At 50.9% G+C, this 18105-nt stretch carries 13 protein-coding genes; all 13 read right to left on the reverse strand.

Translation table 11 applies throughout. From position 1 onward, the window contains the following. Positions 1–365: 365 nt before the first annotated feature. The gene (locus AC3G2T_RS23445; RefSeq protein WP_474681011.1) at positions 366–1976 is read right to left on the reverse strand and encodes a xylulokinase; all 1611 of its coding nucleotides are present in this window, start codon (positions 1974–1976) and stop codon (positions 366–368) included. A gap of 665 nt (positions 1977–2641) precedes the next feature. Next, a complete protein-coding gene (locus tag AC3G2T_RS23450) occupies positions 2642–3286 on the reverse strand; it encodes an SGNH/GDSL hydrolase family protein (protein ID WP_474681010.1) in 645 nt (214 codons plus the stop codon). A gap of 449 nt (positions 3287–3735) precedes the next feature. Continuing rightward, a complete protein-coding gene (locus AC3G2T_RS23455) occupies positions 3736–4749 on the reverse strand; it encodes a glycoside hydrolase family 130 protein (protein ID WP_474681009.1) in 1014 nt (337 codons plus the stop codon). 124 nt (positions 4750–4873) lie between these two features. Beyond that, on the reverse strand, positions 4874–5890 hold the full coding sequence (locus AC3G2T_RS23460) for a sugar kinase (RefSeq protein ID WP_474681008.1): 1017 nt from the start codon (positions 5888–5890) through the stop codon (positions 4874–4876). Next, the gene (dagF, locus tag AC3G2T_RS23465) at positions 5883–6638 is read right to left on the reverse strand and encodes a 2-dehydro-3-deoxy-phosphogluconate aldolase (protein WP_474681007.1); all 756 of its coding nucleotides are present in this window, start codon (positions 6636–6638) and stop codon (positions 5883–5885) included. Before dagF ends, AC3G2T_RS23460 begins: the two co-directional genes overlap by 8 nt. Further along, positions 6631–7743 (reverse strand): DgaE family pyridoxal phosphate-dependent ammonia lyase, encoded by a 1113-nt coding sequence (locus AC3G2T_RS23470; protein ID WP_488437092.1) that lies wholly within the window; start codon positions 7741–7743, stop codon positions 6631–6633. The genes dagF and AC3G2T_RS23470 overlap by 8 nt, the downstream gene beginning before the upstream one ends. Then, positions 7721–8836 (reverse strand): amidohydrolase/deacetylase family metallohydrolase, encoded by a 1116-nt coding sequence (locus tag AC3G2T_RS23475; protein ID WP_474681005.1) that lies wholly within the window; start codon positions 8834–8836, stop codon positions 7721–7723. The genes AC3G2T_RS23470 and AC3G2T_RS23475 overlap by 23 nt, the downstream gene beginning before the upstream one ends. 165 nt (positions 8837–9001) lie before the next feature. Continuing rightward, the gene (locus AC3G2T_RS23480) at positions 9002–11326 is read right to left on the reverse strand and encodes a glycoside hydrolase family 3 N-terminal domain-containing protein (RefSeq protein WP_488437093.1); all 2325 of its coding nucleotides are present in this window, start codon (positions 11324–11326) and stop codon (positions 9002–9004) included. 8 nt (positions 11327–11334) lie between these two features. After that, entirely contained in the window at positions 11335–12921 is a 1587-nt protein-coding gene (locus AC3G2T_RS23485) for a response regulator transcription factor (protein ID WP_488437094.1), read from the reverse strand. Positions 12922–12932: 11 nt separating this feature from the next. Next, positions 12933–14720, reverse strand: a complete 1788-nt coding sequence (locus tag AC3G2T_RS23490; protein ID WP_474681003.1) for a sensor histidine kinase — start codon at positions 14718–14720, stop codon at positions 12933–12935. Between the two features lie 34 nt (positions 14721–14754). Beyond that, positions 14755–15585: a carbohydrate ABC transporter permease gene (locus tag AC3G2T_RS23495; protein WP_474681002.1), complete on the reverse strand. Its 831-nt coding sequence runs from the start codon at positions 15583–15585 to the stop codon at positions 14755–14757. A 23-nt stretch (positions 15586–15608) separates the two neighbouring features. Further along, on the reverse strand, positions 15609–16481 hold the full coding sequence (locus AC3G2T_RS23500; protein WP_474681001.1) for a carbohydrate ABC transporter permease: 873 nt from the start codon (positions 16479–16481) through the stop codon (positions 15609–15611). Positions 16482–16575: 94 nt separating this feature from the next. Then, entirely contained in the window at positions 16576–17889 is a 1314-nt protein-coding gene (locus AC3G2T_RS23505) for an extracellular solute-binding protein (RefSeq protein ID WP_474681000.1), read from the reverse strand. Between the last annotated feature and the right edge of the window lie 216 nt (positions 17890–18105).

An 18105-nucleotide genomic window follows, 5' to 3' on the forward strand; every position in this document is an offset into this window, starting at 1 on the left:
CTGTTGGCGCGAAACCGCGCCGACTACCCCCGTATTGTAACACGGGGGTAGTAAATACAAGGAACATGGTCCGACGCTACGCGTGGTCTGCGATTTCGGGTTTTGATCTTAAATTACGGGTTTTGTGCATATGTCTTTGCGACCTCAAAAAACGCTTTTTCTTTTCTTGTGTACTGTCCACAAATTTAGTCCGTTTCGCGACACAAATTATGGTCTGTTTTATACATAAATATCACGACACAAATTTAGTCCGTTTTGGAACAATGATGTGTCCTTCTAAAAAAAACTAAGTATTGAAAACCGTTCCTCTTTTATAAGGAACGGTTCGTTATAACCTGATAAATTTATTATCTTTTGTTTAGGTGTCATTTCTTCCAATTTTCTACAAAATGATCTACCGCTGCCTGCTCAATAGCCAGCCCTTCCGTGTAACGCTCCATAAACAAGGCAAAGCCATTCACATCTGCGCTGTCAGGATAAACCTCTTGTCCTTCTGCATCATTGAACACTTTAGTGGTAAGGTAATCAGCCAAGCCCTCGTGCTGCTCCTTATTAACCATATAGGATGCCAAAATTGCCATCCCCCATGCGCCGCCCTCACCAGCCGTAGACATGATCGAAACAGGAACATTCAGTGCTGCGGCACACATTTTTTGACCAACTAGCGGCGTTTTGAACAATCCGCCATGCGCCAAAATACGGTCAATTGTCACATGCTCCTTCTGTGTCAAAATATCCATCCCGAGCCTTAGTGCAGCAAACGCGGTAAACAGATGTACTCTCATAAAGTTAGCCAGATTGAAGCGGCTTTCTGGAGAACGAACGAACAGCGGACGACCTTTTGCAAGCCCGGTAATGTTCTCACCTGAATAGTAGCCGTAGCTTAGCAAGCCGCCGCCATCAGCGTCTGCTTCCAGCGCTTTGTTGAACAGGACGCTGAATAACTGATTCATATCGGGTTTCAGTCCCATTGCTTCATAAAATTCACGGAACAAGCCGAGCCATGCATTAATATCGCTGGAGCAGTTGTTAGCAAGAACCATGCCGACAGGGCTGCCATCAGGTGTAGTCACGATGTCAATCTCAGGGTACACGGATATATCTTTATCCAGTACGATCATGGCAAAAATCGATGTACCTACGGAAATGCTGCCGGTACGCTTTTTGACACTATTCGTAGCGACCATGCCTGTTCCGGCATCTCCTTCTGGAGGACATAGCGGAATACCTGCTTGCAGGCTGCCTGATGGATCTAATAGTCGGGCACCAGCTTCATTGAGATATCCAGCATGTTCACCAGCAGTATAAACTTTAGGTAAAATATCTTTAAGATTCCACGGGTAATCTTTATCGGCAATTAATTTGGCAAACTGCTTCACCATCTCTTCATTATATTGCAATGCAGATTCATCGATTGGGAACATGCCAGAGGCATCCCCCAAACCAAGAGCCTTGCTGCCGGTCAACAGCCAATGAATGTAACCCGACAAAGTTGTAATATAATCTATTTTAGTGACATGCTCTTCATCGTTTAAAATCGCTTGATACAAATGTGCAATGCTCCAGCGTTGAGGAATTTTAAATTGGAATTTCTCGGTTAGCTCCGATGCAGCTGTACCCGTTGTGGCATTGCGCCATGTACGGAACGGAACCAATAGCTCCCCTGCTTGATCAAGTGCAATATAGCCCTGCATCATAGCAGAACATCCAATTGAACCGATCTTTTGCAGTGTTACGCCATAATTATTTTCAACCTCTTGCTTTAATTGGCGATAGGTTTCTTGCAACCCGTTAATCATTTCATTGAGATGGTAGGTCCAATAACCGTCGATCAATTGATTTTCCCACTCATAACTGCTGGAACCGATTGTTTCAAAATTGTAATCAATCAGTATAGCCTTGATTCGTGTGGATCCAAATTCGATGCCAAGCGAGGTTTCTCCCCTGACTATCGCTTGTTTAATATTTTGATCCATGATGGCTTTGCTCCTCCATTAAAATGTGAGTATAAGTTTTGGTTATCATGGTGTGATGATAGCACTTGTAACTTAGTTTGTCAATTAAACAAACTAAGTTTTTCAAACAAAGTAGAGCAAGTGCGAGCATAGGTTCAATGGCACATCGGCAACCTTACTTTCTAATTGGATGAGCCATGTTTTACCCTCGATTGGCATCTTGTTGTTCACATACATTCGTATTTAATATTAGAATTTGCGTCTTCTAATAATTCAACAATTGTTTTAATAGGATTCTTTTGTACAATTGCATGTTTCTGGTGAAAATAAACTACCGATCTTCTCAGAATTATATTTCTTAGTTAGCCATCTTCTGGTTAATGTGTATTTTATTTTTAATTCCTTTCGCCAATTAAACAATCGATTTCTTAAATCTTCAAACTGAAATCCATATTTACAAGTAAATGCTGCACTCATTGATTTATCTGACACTTGAAATTGTTTTAATATTTTCTCTAGTTCAAAATCACCTCTCGATCGCAAAATAATACGTCGTACTTGCGCTGAGTCCAGTCACCGTAAAGCTCTGAGACGTTCCTGCTATTGCAGGGGTTGGCTCTCGGGTTGCTTGGGTCGCACTCCACCCTGCATTTCAATCGATCTTCAATACTTCCCGCGCCTCTATGCTACTTACGAGGGATAAGATATGGTGCCATTCCCATTGCAATAACTTGATGCCCCTTATCATTTGGATGGATGGGCAGTGATCCGCTCAAGGCATCCTCAATTTTTCCATTTCGATATCCATAGATAAGATTCGCTTGTTTTCCTTCGAACCATGCATGAGCGGGAGCAATACTTACATCGTAACTTTGGGCGAGCTCTTTCGTTATACGATTAAGTTTGTCTACTGACTCAACAGCAAGAGGACTGTTAGGGAATGGGTTGTACTGCGTGCAGCAGATGATGCGGGCATGGCATCCTTTTTTTATTTGGGATACAATGGCACCTATGTTGCGTATATAGTTTGCTGCAATTTGTTTTGCGGCTAATGGCTGCTGATTTCGAAGTGAACTCAATGCTGCGTTTGCTAAATCCACGCCTCCGATCCATATCGAAACAACAGCAGCCTGCCGAATAACTGAAGCCCCCCGCCATATCACTGAATCTAACAGATCATCGCTGGTCCAACCAGGCCGAGCCATAACACAACAAGTAGCTTTATGGGAGCTTGAATTTAATGTAGATACGGTCAATTGGGGATACGCATTTGCAAAAGAGGAGGCGTTTTCCCCAAATGTGATAGAATCTCCAAGAGCTGCATAGATCATAGCAATATTACCAACTCCTTAATTTATCAGACATACAACACAAATAACCAAATGAAAGAACAATGCTGCTTATTCCTGCATTTCATCAAGTGCATCTTAAAGGTATAATATTGCAATTATGCTAAGGTTGTGTGGGTATTAATAAGTATTGATTCAATTAAGAGTGATATGTACTGTAACAAAGTTCTTGTCATTAGTCGGTTCGATGACCATCGAATTCCACGTGCTGAAAAGGAATATTGGACAACTTCGAATGGCTGCTCCCGGTAAAGATCGCAACGGCAATGAGCCGCTTATCCTTATTTCGATAAGCGGCTCTCTATAAGTTCAAATAAAATGGATGCTACAAGCTATCCCATTATTTGCGCGGATAACCTAACGGGTTTGTCTGTTGAAGTTATCTGATTCAAATAAACGATTTCATTCATGCAGCTGTTAGCCCGTTCCCGTTAGACCTTTTGGGCCATTAGATGATTAAGCATGTCTTCAAGCGGGACGGTAGCCAAAGCGATGGCCGTATCCGTTACACCGTAATAGATGTGCAAAATCCCTTCATCCAATACGCAGCCTGTTGGGAAAATCACATTCGGAATCTGGTAGCCGAACTTCTCATAATAGGTTTCCGGCTCCATAATGAAGTTGGACGTTCTGGCCAGCACTTTATTCGGATTGTCCAGGTCAAGCAGCATCGCGCCTACGCGGTAGATAGTGTTCTGGTCTACGCCGTGATACAGCAGCAGCCACCCATGTTCGGTACGGATTGGCGGCGTGGAACTGCCGATTTTTTTGCCTTCCCAATCGTTCTCCGCTTTGGCCAGCAGAACAGGCTCTTCCCATTTCACCAGATCGTCGGAGTACGTGATCCAGATAGCCGCTTGGTCAGTGCCGAACGCTTCGCCAATATATTCTTCAGGTCTGCGGAGCAGGACGTATTTGCCGTTTACCTTCTCAGGGAAAAGCACGTTGTTACGGTCGTTGATTTCAAGCGGCGTTGTAGTCGTCACATATTCCCAGTCGGTCAGGTTCCGGGAGGACATCAGGATCGAGCGTGTCAGCCAGTGCCCTTCTTCTTCTCCCCAGCCGTCTGGATAGGTCGGAATCGAACGCTCCGGAATTCCGGTGCCCGTCGGATAGTAGTTCATCGCACAAGGCCGCACCGCAATCGTCATGTAGAAGGTATCATCAATTTTGACCATCCGCGGGTCTTGAACACTGCCGTATGGAAATCCTAACATATCCGGGGTTACGACTGGCTCGTCTGTGACATGCGTAAAATGTACGCCGTCTTCGCTTTCCAGCAGGCCCAGGAAGTTTTTGCACGGGGTAAGCGAACCGGCGGTCCGTTCGATCATGTAATATTTGCCGTTATCTTTGACAACGGCTGGATTAAATACGGTAGCCAATCTCCATTCATATCCACCGGGTACTACGATGGGGTTTTCAGGATGTCTTGTAATTTTCATTGATTGTGCCTCCTTGATCCAATGCATCTTGGTCATGTTGAAATGTTATTATAATATCCCGAATATGGCGTTTCAGCGGCCCGAGCCATGAATGAAAGCTATTGATGCTGTTCCTTTAATGACGTTAACGCTCCACATCTCTAACGGCGTGATCCATAGCGCGAACAACATCCTGTTCGGAAGCCATCGGCGTATCCCCAGCTACAGTGTGCGCCAGCATCCCAGCGGCCGCCGCAAAAGCAACGGTTCGCTGGGGTTCGAACCCTTCTAGCTCTCCGTGAATGATCCCACTCGCAAAAGCGTCTCCGGCCCCGATCCGGTCATACACCGGGAACGTCAGAAGATCGGAATGGACAACAGCCCCTTCTTTAAAAAGATAGCCCTTCAAGCTATGACGGTTATCGCTTTGGATGGACCGGTGCGTTCCGGCGGCCGCCTGCAGACCGTAACGTTCGGCGACAGCCGGAATCAGCTCCGCCAGTTGCTCTTCCCTCGACGTGCGGCTTGTATGCAGCCCAAGCACATGGATCGCGTCTTTTTCGTTCATGAAGACGATATCCGCGAGACGCAGCATGTCTTCATAATGCGGCCTGGCTTTGGCGTAACCCCCGTCTCCCCACAAGCCCGGCCGGTAATTGCAGTCGAAAACCACCTTGCCGCCGCGCTCTTTTACCGCCCGGGCAAAAGCCTTCATCGCCTCCCTGACGTTATCGTTCATCGCCAGTGTAATACCGCAGAAATGTGCGGCATCCAGTTCGCCTGCGATTCCCTTAAAGTCGTAGGTTCCTGCCGGAGCCGTATTGAAGCTGCTTTCCTGGCGATTGGAGTAAGTGACACGGCCAGGTCTGAGTCCGAAGCCGTTCTCCAAGAAATACATGCCGATATACGCCCCGCCTCTAAGCACACGGTTAGTGTTTAATCCGAGCTTCCGCAAATAAGCTTCGGCCGCATCCCCCAGCGGGTTGTCCGGCAGCCTGGACACCAGGCGCCCATCGTGACCGTATCGGGACAAGGCCGCCGCGACATTGACCCCGGTTCCCGAAAAGGAGTAACTGAGCGTACTGCTCTGCGTTAAAAGATCATAGCCCGGCACCGTAAGGCGCATCATAACCTCTCCAAATGCCGCTATACGTTTAGGCATAATGGTCGGCCAGATTCATCATCATTCCATGCAGCTTCTGCACATCCCGGATGATCGTCAGACCAGTAGAAGCGTCGATGATAGAAGAATAAACGTGCGGAATCACCCGAGGCACTCCGGCCTCCAGCGTAATGCGCAAAATCGCTTCAAAGTTGTCCAAATCGATGCCGCCCGTCGGTTCCAACGCAAAACCGGCCTCTGCACAAGCTTTTGCAACGGCACGCAGCTCTTCTTCCCGTTGTAATCCTTGCGTCGGGAAATATTTCAGAGCGTTGCCGCCCATATCTCTAACCAATGCAATGGCCGCCTCGACAGGCACCACTGCAAGTTCCTTCTGTGCCGCGCTGACCGGACCCGTAGAGATGTTGACATAACCAGGCCTGCCTGTCGGCGAAACAAGGCTGTTAATCCAGCTGTCTCTACCGCCCAGGTTGGCGCGGGTAGCTCCTACCGCCGGAAACACTTGATTGATATGACTGCCCGGATAATGCTTGGCGATTTCCGCAACGACAGCGGCCTGCCGGTTATCGCCGGCGCCCAGACCGATGGAAACCGCATCGTCAATTTCCAAGCCGTAAGCTTTCATCGCTTCCACGGCTTCCGGCACCGTGCCGTAATCTTTGGATAAAACACCGACCAGCACATGCCCTTCCGCAGCTTCAAACACCTCCTTGGCGTTGGAGATGTTTTTGGCCAGAACATTTAAAGCCACCCGATGTTTGTAAAATCTTTTTGCTATCTCAGGCATGGTTAGAACCTCCCGTTAACTCCCGGATTCTGGATTCGATGATCATGATGTCGTCGCCCGCCAATGGACGGGGATCGATGTCAAAGTAGCCCTGTCTTATGCCGTAATCCCGGGTATAAATGGCGATGTCGCCGTTTTGAAGCTCCTCGTTCAACCGTTTGGCGCTGATCCCCGCCACCGCTTCGTCCACCTTGACGCGGCCTCTATAAATCGCCCGGCCCGCTTCATCCTGAACGATAGTCACTTCCAGACCGGGAATCCGGCTGAGCGGCATCAAAGCCTGCAAGGAAGCTTTCTCCTGCTCGCTGTTATCTTTTTTCACGGCATATTCATCCAACGCCTGGAGCAGGCCGAAAGTGGTTTCTTTGCCCACCTTCATGCTGCGGCCGATGCCGTGCAGCTGAACTTTCAACCATTCGATATAAGACCGCTTCCCGGCTACGATGCCGGAGGTCGGGCCCTCGATCGCTTTGGAGCCGCTGTAAATCGCCAAATCCGATACTTTTACATATTTTTGCAGGTCTTCTTCTGCCGCCGCATCCACGATGAGCGGAATCCCTTTACGTTGAGCGATTTCCCATGCCTCTTCCACGGAAATCATATTTTTTTGCACGGCATGGTGGGATTTCACATAAAGGATCGCCGCCGTCTTATCCGAAACGGCATCGGCTATGTGCTCGGCCCGTCCTTCATTCGCGTACCCGACCTCAACAACCTTGCCGCCGCCGAGGTAAACCATCGTTTCAACCGGAGCGCCGTATTGCACGTTATGACCCTTCAGCATGATGATTTCATTCTGTTCAATGGGTTCCTGATGCAGACGCACGCTTGTCCGACGGTCGCCCTTCGTGACGATCGCCGCAACGGACAACACAATGCCACTGGAAGCGGAATTAACGACAACCGCGGCTTCGGAACCGACATATCGGGCTACGTAATCGCCCGCTTTATCTACCAAATCCGCTATCTCCACATAGCTTTGTCCGCCTTGTCTCATCGCTTCCATAACGGTGTCCGTCGGTGCCGAAACGCCGAGAATGCTCATCCGCCCGCTTGCGTTGATAACCCGTTTCAGCCCGTATCTAGCATTTAATGAGTTTGTCACCTATGATTGCCCCTTTCGCTTCAATTCGCCGCACCGCCGTTCTCGTTTCTCCTTCCGAATCGATCAACGCGATCGGCCGTTCCTCCAGCCCGAACAAGGTCAGGTTGGCCCGGTCGCCGACTTGGATTCGCCCGAGCTCCGGCCGTTTCAGCCACTCGGCAGCCCGTACCGTCACCCAACCGATGGTTTGCTCGAGCGTGTAACCGAGGTAGAGGAATTTGCTGAGCAGGTTGGACATGCTGTATACGGGGCCATTCAGCCGATTGCCGCGATAAATGTCCGTGCTGATCGTGTTCGGGTCTATGCCATGCCGCTTGGCGGCTTCCGCTACCCGGAACGAAAAACTCGCCGTCCCGTGCCCGACGTCCAGATGAACGCCGCGGCGGACGGCTTCCCGAAGCACTTCCAGCGGTTTGCCGACTTCGTCAAACAGATTGTTGCTTTTTCCGTTCAAGTAGTGCGTCACCACATCCCCGCCGCGCAGCAGCGGCATTACTTCGCGGATATTCGGCGGCGCCGATCCGATATGGACCATCAGCGGCAGCCCTGTCCGCTCAGACAGCTCGCGGGCAATCAGCAGCGGTTGAATGCCGCTTTCCCCAACGACGCTTCGGCTGATTCTTGCCTTCAGACCGACGATGAGATCGGGATGCTCCGATACAGCCTGAAGCAGCTTGTCCCGATCGATCCACTCCAACCGGCTTAACTCGTCGACCCGCAGCAGTCCGATACGCGAAATGTTCAGAAAAGCCAGCAGCCGGGTATCCGCTTTCCGCCCGCCGGCGGCCAGATCACCGATCCGATCGGCGCCGCAGCTTCCGGCATCGACAATCGTTGTGACCCCCTGCTTAACCCCGATTTCATCGATTTCGTCGCCATAGGGATCAAACTCCGGAAAGGCGTGTACATGCAGATCAATCCAGCCGCTGGAGACATATGTACCGGGTTGCTCCCAAATCTCGCTTTCCGAATCCGCGCCGCAAGAAGCCGCGCCTCCGGGAACAATATCCGTAATGATTCCGGCGTTAATCGCCACATCCACTTCTTCTCCGCTCACCAGGCGGACACGCCGCAGTAATAAGCTTCGATCCATCGGCTTACCTCCTGCCTCAATGAGATAAACCTCTTTCGAGGTCTTTCAAAGATGAACGACCGCGTTTAGAGGTAGGTTTGCTTGTTATCATCTTATTTGTTGCTTACTTCTATAGTAATTCAGGAAACTGCGAGAAAATATCCAATAGAATTGCGATTCTATCCGCTAAATTGTAAATGATCGTACGACGCTCAATTCGGCGGAAAGCGTATCGGTCGCGCTGCCGCCGACCTTAACCTCGATCCGGCAAGGCTCGACGGCGAACTCCATGTTCCGGTTCCAGACAGCCAGCTCTTCATGCCCCAATTCCAAAGTAACGATTCGTTCTTCGCCCGGATGCAGGTTTACTTTGCGGAAGCCTTTTAATTCGGCAATCCGACGGGTAATTCCCGATTCAAGGGCGCGGATATATAGCTGCACGGTTTCCGCCCCGCGGACGGCACCGGTGTTTTTTACCTTGACGCTGATTTGGACCGTGTATCCTGCGGCAAGCTCCGCCGAAGAAACGGCCCTTTGCGAAAGCGTCAATTCGCTGTACGCAAAACGGGTATAGCTCAAACCGTATCCGAACGGATACAGCGGAGCCGAAGGCATATCGATATAGTTGCGGAGACGGTGCGCCGCCTTCTGGTTGTAATATACCGGCAGCTGCGCCGCGGAGCGAGGCAGCGAAACCGGCAGCCTGCCGCTCGGATTCACCTGGCCGAACAGAATCTCCCCAATGGCAAGACCGCCTTCCATGCCGGGGTACCAGGCGCATAGAAGAGCGTCCGCCAGCGGCTCCAAATCCGTCAGCTCCAGCGGGCGGCCCTGAATCATCACCGCAATGACCGGCGTACCGGTAGCGGCCACCGCTTCCGCAAGCCGCTGTTGCATGCCGCCCGGCCGCAGGTCGGCCAGATCCACGCCTTCGCCGCAGTCCATTTCGGACGGACTGCCTTCGGAAATGACGGCTTCCCCGTTGCCGTCAAAATCGCCGCCGAACTGGCGGGCGCTGCTTCCGCCCAGCACCAGCACGGCAGCGTCCGCTCCGGCGGCGAGCTCTACGGCCGCAGCCAGGCCGGTGCCCGACGTATCGCGGATGCCGCAGCCGAGCGCGTGCACGACCTCAACCCCGGATGGCGCCGCTTGGCGGATGCCTTCTAGAACAGTGGTTCCCCGCCCCTTGCGCTGCACGCTGGTATAATCGCCAAGCTGATTGTACAGCCGGTCCGCATTGGGGCCAATCACGGCGATTCTCCGCTGTTTGTCCGCCTTCAGCGGCAGAATCTCGTCCTCGTTCTTCAGCAGGACGACCGATTCCCGCGCGACCTGCAAATTCAGCCGACTCATGCGGTCGCTGCCGACAACAGCCAGCGGGCGCTGCTCATCGGCATACGGCCGGTCGAACAAGCCAAGCCTGAACTTGAGCGTCAGTACCCGGACCACGGCGCGGTCAATGTCCGGCTCGGACACAAGCCCTTGGGCAGCCGCCTCCTCTAGCGTCGTAAAGGCCTTGTCCCACAGGCTTAAGTCCACGCCGGAGGTCAAGGCAATCGCCCCTGCGCCTTCATGGCTTCCGGTCAAAGCCAACAGGCGGTCAACCGCCTGACCGTCCGCCATGACGATGCCGTCAAATCCCCACTCCTCCCGCAAAATGCCGGTCAACAGCTTGTCATTGGCATGGCACGGCACGCTGTCGATTTCGTTGTAGGCGGCCATAAAACCGGCCGCGCCGGCCGCGGCACCCGCTCGGGCTGCCGGGAGATGGATTTCGCGCAGCTCGCGTTCGCCGATATCCGCGGGTCCAGCGTTTCTCCCCCCCTGACCTGCGCCCTGCGCGCAGAGATGCTTCAGTACCACAGCAATGCGATCCGGGCCGGCCAATTTCTCTGCGCCTGTCCCCTGCATGCCGCGCACCGCGGCCGCCGTGAAGGCGGCGGCCAAATAAGGGTCCTCGCTGTAGCATTCCTCGGAGCGACCCCAGCGGGGGTCGTGAAGAATATCCAGGGCGGACACCAGCCCGATATGTGCGCCACGGCTGCGGATTTCGGCCGCCACGTGGCCGTAAGCCTCCTCGAGCAGCTCCGGATTCCAGGTCGAGCCCGCACCCAGATTGACCGGCAGCATCGTACCGTCCAGCGCCTGATGCCCGTGCGGGCACTCTTCCGTCAGCAGTACGGGAATGCCGAGCCGCGAATGCTCGATCACATAACGTTGAATTTGGTTTGCCGCAACCGCGCTTTGTTCCGCGGTAATGCCGTTGGAATAGTCGACCCCGGACCAGGGGTCGCTGCGAAACAAACCGTATAAAGCGCCCATTCCGCCATACGCTTCCACTTCTTCTTTAAATGCATCCGTAATTCGGAACTCCCCGTTTTCCATCTTGTAAGCGTCCCAGCCGTACATGCGCTGATTCAACTGTCCGACTTTTTCCTTCAATGTCATGCGGGACAATAGATCCTGAACCCGTTCCTCCAACGGCAGTCCGGCCTGTTTGTATGTCTCCACCGTCCGCTTCACCCCTTCTCGGTTTTACTTGCGCGAAGTCCTCTATATTCTTTGGGCGTCAAGCCTGTAAACGATTTAAATACCGAAACGAAATATTTGTATTCCTTGTAGCCGACCTGATCGGCAATTTCAAACACTTTGTCGTGAGTCGTCGCCAGCAGCGCTTTCGCCTGCTCAATGCGCAGCTCGTTCATATATTCCGTGAACCCTTTACCGGTACTCTGTTTGAAAATATAACTGAAATAGCTCGGCGTGATCTTGAGCCAAGCTGCAACCTCCGAAGCCTTGAGATCGCTTCGATACTGATCGTTCATATAGCTTTTGGCTTTTTCGATAATCCAGTAGGAACGGTCGATGCCGTTTTTCTCGATCAGCGCGAGCAGTTCCGACATATCCCGGTTCGCCGCTTCCTCAAGCGCATGATACGAATTGTAGAGATTCAAATCCAGTGAAGGACGGCTGCCTTCAAGTCCGGTCATGCCGCTTTTTCTGAGACGCTGGCGAAGCAGCGCGAACAACTCCTCGCAGACGGCGACAACCTCCTGCAGCAGGTAAGCTTCCTTTTTAAAAAAATGAAACATATCGGACACTTCCGCTTTCAGTTCCTGTTCGCCCTGCTTGAACAACGCGGCGACCAGATGCTGCACCCGCGCCGATACATCCAGCACTTCCGGCCTGCGGCCTCCCTGCCATTTCGCTTCATAGGCGGCATTCAGTACCGGTTCATGCTCCAGCACGTAGTATTTCAGCCTGGACGCCGCTTCCGAACAGCGCTGAGCGGTCTCGTCCAAATGTCCGTACGGCTCCGACACACCGCAGTAGAACTGCAGTTGTCCCGGCGACGGCAAGGTATCTTGCCACAGAAGCAAATCCCACTCCCCCTCGTCCAGGAACCGGTCCGACACGGCCAGCGTGATCAGCAAATTTTCATGGTCGAAGATGGAAAAGGGGCGCAGCCCGGGATTCTCCAGCCGGCGGTGGAGCGTGTGAATCCATTGCTCCTGGATAAGCTCGTACTGGTCGGGCCGCACATCCTCATAAAGCTCATGGAAGCATGCCAACTGGCTGGCCAGAATCCGGAACTGGACGCCGTGCAGAGGCGGAGGCGCCATTTTTCCGTAGACGATGCCGCTTCGGGCCATATTCGCCAGCCACAGCTTCACGTCCTGGTCTCCGCTTACATTCCCTCTGCTTCTGATGCCTTCCACCAATTTCTGCACGACTTTGGTCAATTCTTCTACTTCCACGGGCTTCAGCAAATAATCGTTGACCCCGAGCCGCATGGCTTGGCGGGCGTAACCAAAGTCCTCGTATCCGCTAATAATGACCATCTGCGTATCCGGGTAACGCTGCCTGAGCTGCGCGGCAAGCTCCAAGCCGTCCATACCGTCCATCCGGATGTCCGACAGCAAAAAATCGGCCTGCTCCTGCTCCATCAAACGGAGCGCCTCTTCACCGTCATATGCCTCGCCGATGACCTCGACGCCGAGCTCCTCCCAATCGATCGTGCAGCGCAGACCCATGCAAATGATCGGCTCGTCGTCCACGATCAGCATTTTGATCCGCCGCAGCTCTGCAGCTTCCTGTTTGCCCATGAGATGCCCTCCTAGCTTTCGGGCTCCGGCCCGGGAAGTCTTAAGCGGATTCCCGTACCTTCATCCGAGTTATGAATGATCTCCAAACCGTACTGTTGTCCAAAAAAGATGGTGACCCGCTCATGAATGTTCAGAAGTGCGCCGATGCGGCCCGCCGAACGCTCCATTTGCCTGCTCGCCAAAGCATGGCTGATTTCAAAAGCCCGATCCGGCGGCATGCCTTTGCCGTTATCGGTTACATCGATCCAAATTTCGTCTTCCGATCTGTAGCCGATCACTTCAATAATGCTGAAGGGTTTCTTCTTATCGATGCCGTGTTTGATGAAGTTCTCGACCAGCGGCTGAATCGAAGCTTTGAGTGCGGGAGTCTCTTCAATCCCGGGTTCCAGATAAAGCTTGTACATCAGCTTGTCGCCCAGGCGAAACTGCTGCAAAGATAAATAGGTCTGAGCAAATTCGATTTCTTTGGCAAGCGTGGTCTGATAATTTCGGTTGCCTGCGCTGGAACGAAAAAATTTGGACAGCATCTCGATCATACGGCTCGATTTGTCCGCTTTTTCCAGCCGCGCCGTCCATCGGATCATATCCAATGTATTATACAAAAAGTGAGGGTCCATCTGGTTTTGCATCAGCTTGAGCTCGGACTCCCGTTCTCTAAGCTCCAGCTTGTATTTGTGCTCGATCAGCTCTTCAATGGTCGTGACCATCTCGTTAAATTTACGATTAAGCTCGGCAATTTCATCCTGGGAATCTATGGGAACCCTGGCGCTGAAATCGCCGCCGGCTACCCGTCCCGTCTCTTTCTTCAGCCTCAGAATCGGCCGGATGATCGTCAGGTTAAAGCCGAATAAAGCGACTAAAGCCAATAGAAGGATCGCGGTCAGTATAATCATCATGATGGCCTGGACGCCGCGCAGTTGTTCGGAAATATTCGCTTCTGAGACCATGGCGATGATTTTCCAATCCGTATTTTCCATCTGGTTGTACAAGACCAAATACCGTTTCCCCTGTACCTTATAGCTGAGGAAATCTTTTTTGCCGGAAGACAGCTTCTTCAGCAGCGTTTCATCCGGAACATAACCGCCCGGCATCGCGGCCTTGGAAGATAAGATCAGATTACCTTTCGGTCCTACGATAAACACGCCCCCCGCTTCCGCCTCCAGCACGCCTTTCTCCAGCTGGGAAGCGATGCTGGCTTCATCCAGCCTGATCGTCAGTTCGCCGAGCGGCTGAGTAATCTTAATGTATGAATTTAAGATGCGGATCATGGACAGCACCCGCACCTGACCATTCCAGGAGCTCTCCAGGGTGTGGCCTTCACTCCAGAAGATGCCGCCTTTTCGCCCGATGGCTTCTTCCTTCCAGCGGCTTTCATCGCCGGTGAACGGCTCGCCCATTTTGATCTGGTTCCCGTTATACCCCGTAATTTCGATAGAGCGGATATAACCTTTGGACATCAACTGGAAGGTCAGAAAGTTTTCAATATTGTTCTTGAGATCCGCTTTGAGCTCATTATCGAGCGGCGGTCCGGTCCTTAAGTAGCTCCGCATATCGGGACTTAAAATGAGGTAGTCGGCGATATCCTCAACCATCTTTGTCTGTTCTGACAGCTGGCTCGTCACATTATCCAGGTTGCGTCGGGTAGAGCTGATAAACTGCTCGCGTAGCACCTGATTGTATTTGTACTGCACAACGACGCCGACCCCTATCGTCGGCAAAATGACGAACAGCAGGAAGATGACAAGTGCCCTGCGTTTTAAGCTTAAGCTGCTCAGACGTCGGATGTAGCTTGTCTTCATGTCATCTCTCCTTTGCTGTCAGGACGCAGATTGATCAGCCTTTAACTGCTCCTGCCGTCATGCCTGTTACCAATTGCTTTTGCAGCAGCAGATAGAAGATAATGATCGGAATCAATGCGATGGTAAGCGCAGACATTTGCAGCGTATAGCTAGCGGTTTCGATACCGACGAAATTGGACAAGCCCAACGGCAGCGTCTTCAGGGCGTTGGATGTAATCAAAACGAGTGCAAACAAATATTCGTTCCAATTGTATATAAAATTCAGAATGATCACGGTAGCCATGGCCGGACGGGTAATCGGTAAAATGATGGACCAGAAGATCCGGAAGATGCCGGCCCCATCCATAACGCCCGACTCCTCCAGGTCTTTCGGGAACCCCCGCATGAAACCTTCCAGAATAAATACCGTCAGAGACAGGTGAAATGCTGTATATGGCAAAATGAGCGACAGATATGTATCGATTAGGCTCAGCTTTTGCATGATTAGAAAGATCGGAATCAATGTGGCATGAATGGGAATCAGCATACCAAGCAGAAACAGGCTGTAGGTTAATCCGCGCAGCTTAAAGGAAAAGCGGGCCAGGAAATAAGCGGCCATCGATCCGAGCAGCACAGTCACGATCAGTGAAGCAAAGGTGATAAGCAAGCTGTTAAAGAAATAAACGTTCATGTTGGCGATTCTCCACGCTTCCGCATAATTGGAGAACTCGAAGCCGGACGGCAGCGAGAACGGATTTGCCGCATACTCTTGCTCCAACTTAAACGAGTTTATAACCATCCAAAAAATCGGTACTATATTCATAATAGCGAACAGAATCAAAAATGTGTATGCGAATATTAGGAATAACGGAGACTTTTTCTTCATTCAACGTATTCCTCCTTTCCCTCTTAATCTTTCTCACGGGTGATCCGGTTGACGAAGGAAATGACGATAAGACTGAACAGCAAAATCATAATGGAAGCCGCACTGCCGTATCCGTAGCGTAAATTCACAAAGGCGCTGTTGTACATATAAATCGTCATGACTTCCGTCTGGTGAGCCGGTCCGCCGCCCGTCAGAACCTGTATGAGATCGAATACGCGGAACGAGTTGCTTATACTGTATACGATCGTGACCATTAAGGTGCTGCGGAGCATCGGAATGGTAATGAACCGGGTCTTCTTAAAGCCTGTAGCTCCATCCAGCTCGGCGGCTTCGTTGATCTCGTCGGGAATGTTTTGCAGAGCTGCCAGGAACATAACCATGTACAAACCGCAGTTCTGCCAAATATAAGCCGCGCTGATTGATAGCATCGACCATTTGGAATCGCCAAGCCAATTCTGCTGCCAGCTATCAAGTCCGAAAAAGGCGAGCAGATTGTTAAGCAGTCCGTATTCGGTGTTGTAAACCATTCCAAAAATCAGGGATACCATGACCGAGGAAATGACGACCGGCATAAATCCGATGGTCCGGAAAAAGCCGGAGCCCTTCAACCCGCGGTTCATCAGCAGCGCCAACAGCAGTCCGAGCGGAATTTGCCCGATCAGTCCGGTGATCATAATAATAACGTTGTTCTTGACCGACAGCCAAAAGGTATCGTCCTGCAGCATTTGGATGTAATTGTCCAGTCCGATAAATTTCATGGAACCAATACCGTTCCAGTTCATGAGCGAGTAGTAAAGCGAGATGCCTATCGGAACGATCGCGATGCTGAGATAAATCACCAGCGCCGGGAACAAGCCGATAAAGATGGCGTATCTGCTTCGTTTCAAGGTTTGCATCAGCAGTTCTCCTTTCGGTCAGCTTTGACTTTGAACAAAGAAAACCCGGTATGCGGGTTTTCTTTGCATCGGATTAAGCCTGTTTAACTGAGCATTAATTCGTAATGTTGTCCATTGCTTTTTGCGCATCCGCTGCTACTTGTTCAGGGGTACCGTGTCCTACAGTCAACGCCTGCAGGCCGTTTTGAATAACGTCCACCACCTGGGTCGGAATCATGCTGTCGAATACAGGAGCTGTTCCGTTGCTGGTCAGTTTAAGCAATTGTTTCAGATAAGGGTTCGCATCCTGGGGAATCTCCACTTTCGCCGGAACAACGACGCCGTTGCTGATCAATGCTTTATACAAATCTTCACTTACGAAATACTTAAGGAATTCTTCGGCTGCCGCCTTCTTCTTCTCATCCAAGCCGCTCTTGATTGCGATGCCGTACTGTACGACACCCGCGCTTTTTTTCGGATCCCCTTTACCGCCGTCCACGCTTGGGAACAGGGCAATGCCGAATTTGCTGCCGTCTTGGTTGTTCACGCGAATTCGGGCATCAACAGTGGAAGAGGAAATGTGCATAGCGGCTTTGCCTTGAATAAGATAATCCTGTCCTTGTACGGTGTCCATATTATTGGCATCCACATTAAAAGCTTTAAGTTTGGTCAGTTCGTCGATGACGCTGATGGCTTTCACGAATTCCGGATCGGTAAACTTGGCTTCCTTGTTCACAACCTTCTGCAGAAAGTCGCTGCCTGTAAAGCGGTCGCCGATTATCGACAGATAGGAGGACTGGAGCGGCCATTTCTCTTTGTTGCCAAGCGAGATCGGCGTAATGCCGGCGTCTTTCAGCTTTTTGACCAGATCGATAAATTCGCTGTAGGTTTTAGGAAACTCATTGTAGCCAACTTTGGCCAAAAGCTCTTTGTTGTAATAGACGATGTCTACAAACGTTTGTTTGGTCGGTACGGCATACTGATTGCCTTTCACATTGAAGCCTTTCAGTGCCGCTTCCGGCAGAATGGACTTCCAGTTGTCCAACAGACCGTTAATCGGCTCAAGCAGTTTGCCCTCTACCAATGGATCCATATCCGCCCCTGGCCAAACAACGTTGATGTCCGCCAAATTGTTTGCCGCAGCCATTGTACGGATTTTTGTTTTGTATTGCGCGGAAGGAACCTCGTCCGTCTTGATCACGATGTTCGGATGTTTTTTTTCAAACTCGGCAATTCTTGCCTTGTACACGTCATTGTCGATATTGGGCGTCGTCCATGGGTGCATCATGGTCAGCGTCACTTTATCGCCTACCGCCGATGCTCCGTTTGTACTCTCCGAACTTTTATTTCCGCAAGCCGCGCTGAATAAGGCAAGCAGGGAAACTAGACTTAAAAGAGTTACTTTCTTTCTTATCTTTCTGTTCTTCATCGTCAACCCTCTTCTCTAAAGTTTTTTTGTTTGTTTTCTCCGGCTCCAGATCATTGCTACTTTGTTTAGCGATCTGTTAGATTTAATTATAGAAGGTATGTCCAGCGGGCTATATCCCATAAATGTTTGATTATATCCGTAAATATTCAGATAATTTATAAAAGGGGCTCCTTTTTTAGAAAAAAAACAATTTTAAAAAAACAAAATTAAAAGATC

The sequence above is a fragment of the Paenibacillus sp. sgz302191 genome (genome assembly GCF_057749925.1).

Bases quoted from the DNA above. Each gene is read 5' to 3' on its own strand.
- AC3G2T_RS23445 (WP_474681011.1), bottom strand. From the start codon at position 1,976: ATGGATCAAAATATTAAACAAGCGATAGTCAGGGGAGAAACCTCGCTT.
- AC3G2T_RS23450 (WP_474681010.1), bottom strand. From the start codon at position 3,286: ATGATCTATGCAGCTCTTGGAGATTCTATCACATTTGGGGAAAACGCC.
- AC3G2T_RS23455 (WP_474681009.1), bottom strand. From the start codon at position 4,749: ATGAAAATTACAAGACATCCTGAAAACCCCATCGTAGTACCCGGTGGA.
- AC3G2T_RS23460 (WP_474681008.1), bottom strand. From the start codon at position 5,890: ATGCCTAAACGTATAGCGGCATTTGGAGAGGTTATGATGCGCCTTACG.
- dagF (WP_474681007.1), bottom strand. From the start codon at position 6,638: ATGCCTGAGATAGCAAAAAGATTTTACAAACATCGGGTGGCTTTAAAT.
- AC3G2T_RS23475 (WP_474681005.1), bottom strand. From the start codon at position 8,836: ATGGATCGAAGCTTATTACTGCGGCGTGTCCGCCTGGTGAGCGGAGAA.
- AC3G2T_RS23485 (WP_488437094.1), bottom strand. From the start codon at position 12,921: ATGGGCAAACAGGAAGCTGCAGAGCTGCGGCGGATCAAAATGCTGATC.
- AC3G2T_RS23490 (WP_474681003.1), bottom strand. From the start codon at position 14,720: ATGAAGACAAGCTACATCCGACGTCTGAGCAGCTTAAGCTTAAAACGC.
- AC3G2T_RS23495 (WP_474681002.1), bottom strand. From the start codon at position 15,585: ATGAAGAAAAAGTCTCCGTTATTCCTAATATTCGCATACACATTTTTG.
- AC3G2T_RS23500 (WP_474681001.1), bottom strand. From the start codon at position 16,481: ATGCAAACCTTGAAACGAAGCAGATACGCCATCTTTATCGGCTTGTTC.
- AC3G2T_RS23505 (WP_474681000.1), bottom strand. From the start codon at position 17,889: ATGAAGAACAGAAAGATAAGAAAGAAAGTAACTCTTTTAAGTCTAGTT.